Source organism: Algoriphagus alkaliphilus (assembly GCF_900103735.1).
GTDB lineage: Bacteria > Bacteroidota > Bacteroidia > Cytophagales > Cyclobacteriaceae > Algoriphagus > Algoriphagus alkaliphilus.
The window spans coordinates 1-12,414 of the sequence record NZ_FMXE01000038.1 but is presented as its reverse complement, the minus strand read 5'-3'; the positions used below and the strand labels follow the sequence as shown (position 1 = coordinate 12,414).

9 protein-coding genes, 1 tRNA gene and 1 rRNA gene are annotated in these 12,414 nt (G+C 41.2%); 7 read left to right on the top strand and 4 right to left on the bottom strand.

Features of this window, described 5'->3' with window-relative positions; translation table 11 throughout:
- Positions 1-7 precede the first annotated feature (7 nt).
- From clpX to BLQ81_RS19095, 4 genes are all read right to left on the bottom strand, one after another.
- Positions 8-1,231: an ATP-dependent Clp protease ATP-binding subunit ClpX gene (gene clpX, locus BLQ81_RS19110; RefSeq protein ID WP_092733748.1), complete on the bottom strand. Its 1,224-nt coding sequence runs from the start codon at positions 1,229-1,231 to the stop codon at positions 8-10.
- 2 nt (positions 1,232-1,233) lie between these two features.
- The gene (locus BLQ81_RS19105; protein ID WP_092733745.1) at positions 1,234-1,905 is read right to left on the bottom strand and encodes a ClpP family protease; all 672 of its coding nucleotides are present in this window, start codon (positions 1,903-1,905) and stop codon (positions 1,234-1,236) included.
- Positions 1,906-1,983: 78 nt separating this feature from the next.
- A complete protein-coding gene (locus BLQ81_RS19100; RefSeq protein WP_092733742.1) occupies positions 1,984-3,312 on the bottom strand; it encodes a trigger factor in 1,329 nt (442 codons plus the stop codon).
- A gap of 91 nt (positions 3,313-3,403) precedes the next feature.
- Positions 3,404-3,485 (bottom strand) — tRNA-Leu (locus tag BLQ81_RS19095).
- A 165-nt stretch (positions 3,486-3,650) separates the two neighbouring features.
- On the opposite strand from BLQ81_RS19095, the gene BLQ81_RS19090 reads away from it, so the two are divergent.
- The 7 genes from BLQ81_RS19090 to BLQ81_RS19060 form a co-directional block, all read left to right on the top strand.
- Positions 3,651-5,870 (top strand): RelA/SpoT family protein, encoded by a 2,220-nt coding sequence (locus BLQ81_RS19090; protein WP_092733738.1) that lies wholly within the window; start codon positions 3,651-3,653, stop codon positions 5,868-5,870.
- Between the two features lie 50 nt (positions 5,871-5,920).
- On the top strand, positions 5,921-6,388 hold the full coding sequence (locus BLQ81_RS19085; RefSeq protein ID WP_092733735.1) for a Fur family transcriptional regulator: 468 nt from the start codon (positions 5,921-5,923) through the stop codon (positions 6,386-6,388).
- Positions 6,389-6,730, top strand: coding sequence for an STAS domain-containing protein (locus tag BLQ81_RS19080; RefSeq protein ID WP_092733732.1), 342 nt, complete (start codon positions 6,389-6,391; stop codon positions 6,728-6,730).
- A 143-nt stretch (positions 6,731-6,873) separates the two neighbouring features.
- Entirely contained in the window at positions 6,874-8,145 is a 1,272-nt protein-coding gene (locus BLQ81_RS19075) for an adenylosuccinate synthase (protein ID WP_092733728.1), read from the top strand.
- Positions 8,146-8,286: 141 nt separating this feature from the next.
- Entirely contained in the window at positions 8,287-10,584 is a 2,298-nt protein-coding gene (locus BLQ81_RS19070) for a PKD domain-containing protein (RefSeq protein ID WP_245693314.1), read from the top strand.
- 95 nt (positions 10,585-10,679) lie between these two features.
- On the top strand, positions 10,680-11,699 hold the full coding sequence (locus BLQ81_RS19065) for a PorP/SprF family type IX secretion system membrane protein (protein WP_175454285.1): 1,020 nt from the start codon (positions 10,680-10,682) through the stop codon (positions 11,697-11,699).
- 527 nt (positions 11,700-12,226) lie between these two features.
- Positions 12,227-12,414 (top strand): 16S ribosomal RNA (locus BLQ81_RS19060); the annotation flags it as partial.

Sequence of the window (12,414 nt, the reverse complement as noted above, 5' to 3'; positions counted from 1 at the left end):
TTAAGGTTTAAGCAACCTGAAGTCGCTTGAATTTTGATTTGTCAAATTGCGATCTCGCGTAGTCTTCATCAATGACCAGTTCTTTGATCGTGTCGTCAGAAGGCAACTCATACATCGCGTCGGTAACAATCGCTTCGCAAATAGAACGAAGTCCTCGGGCTCCAAGCTTGTATTCGTCCGCTTTGTCCACGATGAAGTCCAATGCACTCTCTTCAAATGTCAGCTTGACACCTTCCATTGCCAAAAGCTTGGTATATTGCTTGACCAAAGCATTTTTTGGTTCGGTGAGAATACGCTTCAGGGCATCCTTGTGAAGTGGATCCAGATGAGTCAATACAGGAAGGCGGCCGATTAGTTCAGGAATCAAACCAAAGGCTTTCAAGTCCTGTGCGGTCACATATTGAAGTAGATTTTCCCGATCAGCCTGGGGAGTATCGCTGGTTTTAGCAAAACCCATAGGCTGTGTATTCAATCGCTTGCCGATGTGTCGGGCAATTCCATCGAATGCTCCCCCGCAAATAAACAGGATATTTTCCGTGTTTACGGCGATCATTTTCTGGTCGGGATGCTTCCGGCCTCCCTGAGGGGGTACATTGACCATTGTGCCTTCAAGCAGCTTCAACATGGCTTGCTGCACACCTTCACCACTTACATCACGTGTGATGGAGGGGTTGTCTGATTTTCGTGCGATTTTATCCAGCTCATCGATGTAAACGATTCCCCGCTCAGCTGCTTCTACATTGTAATCTGCCGATTGCAGTAGTCGGGTTAAAATGCTTTCCACATCTTCACCCACGTAGCCTGCTTCAGTCAACACTGTCGCATCAGCTATGCAAAACGGTACTTCAAGGATTTTTGCCAAAGTTTTGGCGAGGTAAGTTTTACCGGTGCCGGTATCTCCCACCATGATGACGTTGGATTTTTCAATCTTGATTTCATCATGGTCATCCTTCTGCTGAAGACGCTTATAATGGTTGTATACTGCTACTGTGAGTACTTTTTTTGCTTCTTCCTGACCGATGACATATTGGTCGAGGTAGGATGTCAGCTCCTTTGGTTTTTTGAGTTTAAACTTAGGTTTGGCACTTGATTTCTTGGTTTTATCTTCTTCGCCGAGAATCAGGTGTGCCTGATCGATACAGAAATTACAGATATGGGCTGAGATTCCCGATACCATCAGATCTACATCTTTTTTGTTTCTACCGCAAAAGGAGCAGGTTACTTGAGCCATTCTTATACTTTTTTAACTAATACTTCATCGATTAAGCCATATTCTTTGGCTTCCTGAGCTTTCAACCAATAATCCCGGTCTGAGTCCCGATCAATTTCTTCAAATGTTTTTCCTGTATGATTGGCGAGAATTTGATATAATTCCTCTCGCATGGAAAGAATCAATTTGAGAGAAATTTCCATATCTCTGGATTGACCCTGCATGCCTCCGGAAGGCTGGTGAATCATTACTCTTGCGTGCTGTAGTGATGATCTTTTGTTTTTTGCACCCCCTGCCAAGAGTACAGCACCCATGGAAGCGGCGATGCCTGTACAAATAGTGGCGACATCGGGTCCGATGTACTGCATGGTGTCATAAATACCAAGACCTGCAGTCACAGATCCTCCGGGACTGTTGACATAGAGCAACACATCTTTTTTAGCATCTACAGATTCTAGGAAAAGCAATTGCGCCACGATGATATTAGCGATATGGTCGTCAATGCCGGTACCCAAGAAAATGATTCTGTCCATGATCAATCTCGAGAAAACATCGATTTCCCGAAAATTCTGAGGACGCTCTTCGATGACCGAACGGGTCATGTTATCAATGTGCTGGGTGTATTGGTCAAATGCCGTCCCGCTGACGCCCTGATTGTGAATGGCGTACTTTCTGAATTCTTCTTTGTTAATCATTTTTTGAGTTTGTTGTGGTAGACAAAAATAAAAAAGTCCTTATAAAAAGGACTTTTGAATATAACTCTCTAAATCGATTTACTTCTCTAAAAGTTCCTTGAATTCATCGATTGAAATCTCCTTTTCCACTAAATCAATTTTCTCCTGGACAAAAGCAAGGACTTTTTCATTTTGTACCGAAGTCAACATATTCATGTAGTTTTGACCCTCGTTTCCTTTAAGATAATTGTCTACAAACATATTCATGCTAGCTTCTAATTGGGCGCCAAGACCCGAGGATGCAAATTGCTCACGTATCATTTCCTTGGTCTTCTCAATGATATCTTCATGTTCTGCCTTGATGTTATTGTCTTTGGCAATTTGATTGGAGATCAATGACCAAGTCAACTGATTTGCGTAGAGAGGATATTCATTTTCCACATCTGCCTCAGATACTTTACCTTCATTGGCTCTCACTAACCATTCTTTCAGGAATGCATCAGGAAGATTTAGGTTGGCTTTTTCCACCAATACTTTCTTCAATTCTTCATCAGAGAAGACTTTAGACTCACGGTCGTAGCTTCCCTGTAGGGTTTTTTTCACCTTATTGATGAATTCCTCTTCAGTCGAAACTGCTTCCGGACCAAATATTTTATCGAAAAATTCCTGATTCAACTCAGCAGCTTCCGTTCTGTTGATATTTACTATTGTAAAAGTAAAAGCTCCTTTGGCCTCAGCAATTTCTTCGTCTGTCAAGCCAAATGCTTCAGACCATTCCTCTTTTTTTACTTCCTTGGTGTCAAATTCAACTACAGCATCTTTGCTCAGACCGATAAATTTACCGGCAAGCTTTTTTGAGATTTTGGAAAGCGGAAGAGAAATAGTTTTTGAAAAATCACCTTCTGAAGCTTTGAGATCCCCATAGATGTTATCGTTGGCTTCACTTACTTCAGGGTTGGTGCTATTGCCGTATTGAGACTTAAGGTTATCAAGGGTCTCATTGATGAGTTTTTCGTCCACCTTGATGGAATATTTTGTTCCCTTGGTAGTTGCGTCCAATGCAATGTTAACTGATTCCACAAAACCGATCTTGTATTCGAAATCAAAATCTTTTTGTGACTTCCAATCAATTGAATTGTCGGCCTTTTCAACTGGAAGAGGTTCACCAAGTATTCTGAATGTTTGCTCCTTCAGGTAATTGTTTAATGATTCACCAAGCAATGCATTAATTTCATCTACCAATAAAGAGACACCATACATGCCCTTCACCATAGCTATCGGTGCTTTTCCCGGACGAAATCCTTTGATGACTGCTTTTTTTGCGTAATCCTTTAGTTTGGCATCAACCTTTGGTTGATAATCTGCTTCGTTTAACGTAATTTTAATTGAAGCCTGATTTGCTGAATGCTTGTCTAATGTAATTTCCAAGGTGTATAAAATTAAACAGATGATGAACTAAAAACCCCCAATCTCTTTCCTGTCTGATCAAAAACAGTGGAGTGATTGAGGGCTTGTGTTGTGCGGATAGAGGGACTCGAACCCCCATGCCTCGCGGCGCTAGATCCTAAGTCTAGTGCGTCTACCAATTTCGCCACATCCGCATTGGATTCAATCAGGCCGAGAAAATTTGATCAATGATCTCGTTTTCTAATTGTGGATGCGAAGGTAAAGACATTATCTTATTTTTCACAAGTGTTGTAAAAAAAAATTCAAAAAAAGTGGAATGCTCAATTCCCTGTCCCTATTTTGAATAAAATCCCATCCTTATGATCCCTGTGGACATAGAAGAAGAACGCAAAGAAATTTTAAAGCGATATCGAAAGCTGCTCAGACAGGCCAAGCCTATCTTGAAACCCGGAGATACCAAACTCATCAAAAAAGCATTCAGCATTTCCCTTGAAGCACACAAGGAAATGCGAAGAAAGTCAGGTGAACCGTATATCTATCATCCCCTCGAGGTGGCTTTGGTCTGTGTGGAGGAAATTGGATTAGGCACTACCTCAATCATTGCTGCCTTGCTTCATGATGTAGTCGAAGACACTGACTTGGAGCTGGAAGATATTGAGAGGGAATTTGGTCATAAGGTGATGACCATCATTGACGGTTTGACCAAGATATCAGGTGTTTTTGATTACGGTAGCTCACAACAGGCGGAGAATTTCCGGAAAATGCTTCTTACGTTGTCCGATGATGTCCGGGTCATATTGATCAAGCTTGCGGATCGGCTGAATAATATGAGGACGCTGTCCAGTATGCCTCGACATAAGCAGCTTAAAATTGCCTCGGAAACGATGTACCTCTATGCACCTTTGGCACATCGATTGGGCTTGTACGCGATCAAGTCTGAACTTGAGGATCTTTATCTGAAATACACTGACACCGATACCTACTTAGATATCGTTCAAAAAATTAACGAGTCTAAAACCTATCGCAAAAAGTTTATCAAATCCTTCATTCAACCGATTGAAGATGAGTTAACTAAACAAGACTTTAAATTCACCATCAAAGGAAGACCCAAGTCTGTTTATTCCATCTTTACTAAGATGAAAAAGCAGGGTATTCCTTTTGAAGAAGTTTATGATCTTTTTGCTGTCAGAATTATCATCCAAAGCCAACTTGAAAACGAAAAAGCCGACTGTTGGCAGGTTTATTCAATAGTGACAGATTTCTACAGGCCTAATCCGGACAGACTCAGAGACTGGATAAGCACTCCTAGATCCAATGGATATGAGTCACTTCATACCACGGTCATGAGTAATACCGGTCAGTGGGTAGAGGTGCAGATTCGTACAGACCGGATGGACGAGATTGGCGAAAGAGGATATGCCGCCCACTGGAAATATAAGGGCAGAGATACAATAGGAGGGAAGACAGGTTCTGGCTTGGATGACTGGATCGGTCAGGTTAGAAGTATTCTTGAGTCCAATGATAGCAATGCAATTGAATTCATGGATGATTTCCGAGGAAATTTATTCCATGATGAAGTCTTTGTCTTCACCCCAAAAGGAGACCTGAAAGTCCTTCCAATTGGTGCAACAGCGCTGGACTTTGCCTTTGAAATCCACACGGAAATTGGAGCCAAGTGTATTGGAGCCAAAGTGAATCAGCGCCTTGTCCCTATCAGTCATATTCTTAAGAATGGGGATCAGGTCGAAATCCTAACTTCCAATAAGCAAAAACCATCTGAAGACTGGCTTAATAACGTCGTCACTTCACGTGCAAAAGCAAAAATCAAAGACGTACTCCGAGAGGATAAAAAATCCGCAATCCTAGATGGACGGGAGATTGTCCAACGAAAGCTGAAAGCCATGAAAATGGACTTTAACTCTGAAACTGTCGAGCAGTTGCGGGCTTATTATGAGCTTAAGACGGCCAATGAGTTTTACTACAGAGTTGGAAAAGGAACCATTGATCCCACCACGATCAAAGCCTTTAAGGATTTCAAGGAAGTTCAAAAAGGGAAAAGCAAAGTGGGTGAAAAAGTAAAAGACGAATCCACTTTTACCAAAGAAATCAAAAGTTTGAAAGGCTCGGAGCATGATCAGCTGTTGATTGGAGAGGATATGGATGTCGTGGATTACATCCTGGCTAAATGTTGCAACCCAATCCCGGGTGACGATGTGTTCGGATTTGTAACGATCAATGAAGGCATTAAAATACATCGAACATCTTGTCCAAATGCTTTGGAGCTGCTTTCTAACCATGGAAATCGAGTTATCAAGGCTCGTTGGACCAGTCAAAAGTTAATCGCATTTTTGGCAGGATTGAGGATTTTGGGAACTGACCGGGTCGGTTTGATCAATGATGTCACCAAAGTCATTTCCAATGAACTCAAAGTGAATATGCGTTCGATTACAGTAGATTCAGATGCCGGAATTTTCGAAGGGACTATCAAACTTTATGTGCATAGCACGGAGCATTTGGATCACTTGATCAAAAACTTGCAGCAAGTAAATGGAATTATTAAAATTTCCCGTTTTGACTAATGGAATCTTTTTAAGGTGACAAAAGTTATATTTGAAAAAAAACGCAGAAAATGTCCTTGAATACCACCCATTTCGAAGAGGTTATAAAGATATTTACCGCATATCTCGAAAACAAAAAACTCAGAAAGACTCCTGAACGCTATGCGATTTTGGAGGAAATATACAGTCGAGGCGGTCATTTTGATGTGGAGGGACTCTACATCAGTATGAAAAACAAGAACTATCGCGTCAGCCGGGCCACAGTATACAATACCTTGGATCTTTTAGTAGAGTGTGATTTGGTCACCAAACATCAATTTGGTAAAAATTTGGCTCAATTCGAAAAATCCTACGGTTATAAGCAGCATGATCATTTGATCTGTGTTGAATGTAATCAGGTGATGGAATTTTGTGATCCGAGGATTCAAAATATTCAAAACACCGTGGGGGAGATTTTGAATTTTCAAGTCCTTCATCACTCCCTGATCCTCTATGGCAACTGTACCAAAGAAAAATGTGACAACAGAAAACAAAATTAAATGAAACTCACCTATAGTACCCAAAAAGACGAAAAAGCAAATTACCTCTACATTCAAGGCGACTTGATCGGTGATGAAGTAGGGCCAAAATTGGTGGAGCTTGTTTCTGACGCAATTCAAGATGGTGCCAAAACATTCGTGATTGACTTAAGTGAGGTTAGATACATCAGTTCAAGTGGAATTGGGCTTTTGATCACGATGCTCACCAAAATGCGAAATGTAGGAGGTGAAGTTTATTTAACTTCGCCTTCAGAGCATGTAAAGAAGCTATTGATCATTACCAAACTAAATAATATTTTTACGGTATATGATTCATTAGAAGATTTTAAAGTTAAAAATTGATAAGTAAGCCCTGAAAGACCCTTTTTTCATTTGCAGGAGAATTGTCTAGATAATAATTAACCTGTTTCCCTTGGTTTTCTTTGCCCTTATCGCAAATTTCGCCCTTTAAAAAAATTCGATTAACCGATAAGACTGCACATCAAATGAAGATGGATGTATTGCTGGGTCTCCAGTGGGGAGATGAAGGAAAGGGTAAAATAGTAGACGTGTTAGCCCCTCAATACGAGGTTGTTGCCCGGTTCCAAGGTGGCCCTAATGCCGGTCATACATTGGAATTTGACGGGATAAAACATGTGCTTCATCAGATCCCTTCAGGGATCTTCAGACCTCAAATCCTAAACATTATCGGAAATGGTGTGGTCTTGGATCCCATTGTTCTCAAGAAAGAAATTGATGGTTTGGAGAAATTTTCAATTGATTATCAAAAGAATCTGGTGGTGTCCAAAAAGGCTACGATCATCATTCCTACCCATAAACTTTTGGATGCCGCATTGGAAACCTCAAAGGGGGATAAGAAAATAGGTTCGACTCTCAAAGGTATCGGCCCCACCTACCAGGACAAAATCGGCAGGGCAGCCCTGCGGGTTGGAGATATTTTGAGCCCGGATTTTCGGGAAAAGTACGATGTATTAGTAGAAAAGCACAAAACAACACTTTCATTTTATGATCATCCCTTGGATGCTTTGCCAGAAATGGAGTCCCAGTTTTTTGCGGCTGTCGAATTTTTCAAAACACTCAAATTGATTGATAGTGAATATGTAGTTAATGATGCGTTGGCATCAAATAAAAAGATTTTGGCAGAGGGGGCTCAGGGATCCTTGTTGGACGTGGACTTTGGAAGTTATCCTTTTGTGACAAGCAGCACTACCATGACTGCCGGCGCATGCACAGGTTTAGGTGTTGCGCCATCCAAAATCGGGGAGGTTTTTGGAATTTTCAAAGCGTATTGCACCAGAGTTGGAAGCGGTCCTTTTCCAACGGAACTTTTTGATGCCACGGGTGAGGCGATGCGAAAAGAAGGAAATGAATTTGGAAGTACCACCGGGAGACCAAGAAGGTGTGGTTGGCTGGATTTACCGGCTTTGCGTTATTCGATCATGATCAATGGCGTAACGCAGCTATTTATGATGAAAGCTGACGTCTTGAATATTTTCGAAGAAATCAACGTTTGCACACATTACGAACTGCCGACTGGTGAGCGAGTTGATCGATTGAGTTTTGAGATTTCAGATCTTGATGTCAAGCCGGTGTATAAGATTTTTAAAGGTTGGCACTGTTCATTAGCTGAGGTTAGATCCTATGACGAGTTCCCTGCTGAATTAAAGGATTATGTCTCCTATTTGGAAAATGAACTACATGTCCCTATCAAATTGGTTTCGGTGGGTCCGGATCGTGTTCAGACTATATTAAGATAAAATAAATTCAACCTTTTATTAAAAGCTCCTAAGTTCACCTTAGGAGCTTTTGTTTTATAGCCCTATTGTCATTTTATTTATGACTCTAAAGAATTGGCATTGAAGGGGATTTTGAAGTTTTTCGCAATCACGTTTTTTATTTTGCTCGGGTTCGAAGTAAATGCGCAAATAGGTTTTCCTTATTGTGAGACTTTCCAGACTGCAAGCACACAAGCCAACACCGTTTTTGGTGGGGATGCTCGATTGACCGAAGGAGTTCTTCGATTGACCTCCAATCAAAATGATCAGCGAGGCTTTGTTTATATAGATGTTCCTTTTCCTTCTACTTATGGGCTTAAAGTTGAATTTGAGTTTTTCAGTTATGGTGGTACTGGATTGTTTTTAGCAGATGGGTTTTCCATGTTTCTGTTTAATGGCGATACACCTAATTTTGCCCCGGGAGGATTTGGAGGTTCATTGGGATATGGCCCCAGGAACAATGAGCCTGGTCTAACTAATGCTTATTTGGGAATTGGGTTTGATGAATTTGGGAATTTTGGTACTACACATGGGAATATGTCAGGGAGTTTTCCTGTATTAGATCAAAATGGAAGAGTTCCAAACTCCATCGTGATCAGGGGTCCTGGAAATGGATTTACCGGGTATGAGTTTATTGTTGGAAGAAAAACGATGGCTACTGGAAATGATGGGCTTTTACCTGGGGGGCAATTCCCTATTAGCTCCGGTGGATCGGGAACTTCACGAGTCACTGATCCTATGGCCGTTGGTTATAGAAAAGTCAATATGGAATTGGAGCCAGATCCGGATGGGATTGGATTTTTTCTAACTTTAACGATGGTCGTCACCACAGAACCCGGTCTGCCCAGACAAATCACCATATTCGATCGACCATATGATTTTTTAGCCCCAAAGAACTTAAAAATCGGTTTTGCAGCATCCACCGGAGGGTTTTCAAATTTCCATGAGATCAGAAACTTGGTTGTGGAAGTTTCTGCTGATGATAAGCTCTTAAATCCTCAGGGAGTAGATTTTTCAGATTTTGCCTCCTGTGCGGGGCAGGAAAATCAGTTTTTCATCACAGATGAAGAAGTGATTTTGCCCAATGAAAACAGTGTAATTAGGTGCCTTCAATTTTATAAGTCCCCGGAAGATATTGAAGCCGAAACTGGAGATCTCTGCTCTCAGGCCAGATGTTTGGAGCAAAACCGTGTTTTGATTTTGCCGCAGGGGACATTCAGGGCAAGTGATCAGGAGGGGGGATTTACTTTTTTTCCAAATGAGGAATTTGTGGACGAGGAGGTTACAGTCTTTTACACCATCACAGATAGCTATGGAAAGACATCAGGAGGAAACTCAATGACCCTCAAAATTCAAGAATCTCCCGAACCGATCAGTTTATTTATTTCTGGGGGAATTCAGGAAAAATCTAAAATTGATATTTGTGAGGGAGAAATAGTTTCATTCATCGGAACAGGAAATGAAGTTTATGAACGGTTTGAGTGGTATAAAAATGGAGAATTAATACCTGGGGCAAATCAAAATACCTTTAGGACAGGGGAGGAGGGAGTATATGAGGTTTTGGGTTACAATCGAAAAAATTGCCCCGCTGTCAGCAATAAGATAGCTGTGAGTTTTCCTGATTATCCTTCTTTAAATTTCAATACACTTGTGGTTGGTTGCTCATTAGGAAAGGCTGTAGATATTACAGCCGAAATTCCCGGTTACGATCTGACCTTATATGATTATCAACTTTCCGGCCTAGGAGTTACCCTTTTGAACGATGCACTGAAATCAGTTGCAAAATCAGGACTTTACGAACTTCGGGTTAAGTTGAAGGATCTCGATTGTTACTCTGTGCCTGTTACTGTGGAAGTATTTATTCAAGAAGAGGAATTGACCGTTGATTTTGATTTTGGAGTTCAGGGTACTGGCGTGAAGGATGATTTAGGGGGTGGGATTTTCCCGGACGATGTGATTCAGTTTACGGACCTGTCCGACTCAAGAGGGGTGAAATGGGAATGGAATTTTGGAGATGGGACTAATTCACAGCAGCAAAACCCAGCCCATACATTTGGCAAAAAAGGGGAATTTGTAGTGGAGTTAATGATTTCAGACTCTTATGGTTGTCAGGAGACAGTAACTAAAACGGTCTTGATTACACGTAGTTATCGATTGATGATACCGACGGGATTTACACCAACTGAAACTCAAAACAGGACTTTTCTGCCAAAGCAAAAGGGATTGATAAGAATAGAGCTCTTGATTTTCAATACCTGGGGGGATTTGATTTTTAGAACTGAGGATATCGAGACTGAGGGTTGGGATGGCACATTAAACGGGAAATTACTTGATGCGGGACTTTATGTATATCGCGTCAATGGCGTGACGACAGATGGTGAAGAAGTTAGGGAAAGCGGAAAATTCAGATTAATCCGATGAAATCGAGCATGGCGCAAGTGATACACACCGGGATGATTATAATCCACCTTCCTGCCGGTAGGCAGGTGTGACCACTTAAAACAAAATATAAACACGTGAAAAAGGCGCTTTTAACCCTGTTTTTTCAAAGTTTTGGTTTTTTGCTTTTTGCACAGGACATTCAGTACAGTCAGTACTATGCCAATCCCATTTATTTAAATCCGGCATTTACAGGAAGTACAGGCCTGACTAGGGTGGGTGTCAATTTTAGGAATCAGTGGCCGGCACTTGAGCAAAGCTTCATTGCATATACTGCGTATTTTGATCATTTTGAGGAGAAAATTAATTCGGGCTTTGGCTTGATCATTCAGGGGGCGCAGGAATCATTCTCGCAAACTAGTTTGAATGAGATTGGCTTGGTTTATTCCTATCGATTAAAATTGACTGATAAGAGTTACCTCCAAGCTGGTTTTCAGGGAAGTTTTGTAGCAAGAGATGCACTTTTTGATCAGGTGATTTTAGGAACACAGTTGGATATTAATACAGGGTCAATTATTGGAGAGCCTGGGGATGCCTTTGAAGGCGATAGTCAGATCAGATCAGTAGATGCAAATGCGGGACTCTTATATTATGGTTCAAAAGCTTGGTTTGGAGTTTCCGTTTCACATTTGTTGGAGCCTGAAATAAGTTACTTGGCAGACAACACAAATCAGCTCCCTATGAAATATTCGCTGCATGGGGGATATCGTTTTGATCTAGCCCCAGGAGATATTAATGAATATTTCAACAATACCAATCAGGAGAGGTCGATAACCTTGGGCTTTAATTATAAGGAGCAAGGTCAGTTTTCTCAATTGGATTTAGGGGCAGAGTTTTACTTTGAGCCATTAGTACTTGGTTTTTGGTATCGGGGTCTTCCCACCAAGTATTCCCTTCCAAACAATGAAGCGTTGATATTTTTATTGGGAGTAAATCTTTCCTCCGGTATTGAGCTTGGATATAGTTTTGATTACTCTATTTCCAAGCTTGGATTTTTATCCTCTGGAGGAGCACATGAATTATCATTAAGGTATGTTTTTTCCTTTAAGGATCCCAGGAAGCGGTATTATGCGCCTTTACCATCATTTAGGTATTGAATTATAGCTCATTATCAGTATATTATTCTGTTTATCCCATATTTATTTGGGTTAAAAGTAAAGTGAATTTGTTTTTTGTCAGAAATCAGATTAAAATTTTTCTTAATCATTTCCAGCGACTTATGTAATTGGGCGATTTTTTTCAAGGTTTGGTATTGTTGTGGTAAAAAAAAGGGAGATATTTGCACTCCCAATCGAGGCAAACGGCTTTGGGCAGTGGAGGAAAAAAGAGAGGGGTAATTGAAGATGTCGGAGTTTGACATCAGGGATTCTCAAATTTATTTTCGAGGAGTAGTTGAAAAAGTAAAAAAGCTGGTTACCTTTGCATCCCTGTTCGGAAGGAACGGGAATAAAAGAGGATCGGATAAAGGAAAAGAGAGCTGAGAGGCTGTTTTTTGACAATCCTGCCGAATGAGGCTGGGTAAGTTCTTTGAAATGTTGTAAGAGAGAGAAGAAAGCCTGAGAAAAAGGGCAGGAAGTTGCTGGGATGCTTTAGGGTGCTCAGTGATTGACACTAATGATAAATTACAATGGAGAGTTTGATCCTGGCTCAGGATGAACGCTAGCGGCAGGCCTAATACATGCAAGTCGAGCGGCAAGTCGAGGAGTAATCTAAGACCTAGAGCGGCGCACGGGTGCGTAACGCGTATGCAACCTACCTCATACAGGGGGATAGCCCGGAGAAATCTGGATTAATACCCCATGGCACGTTACA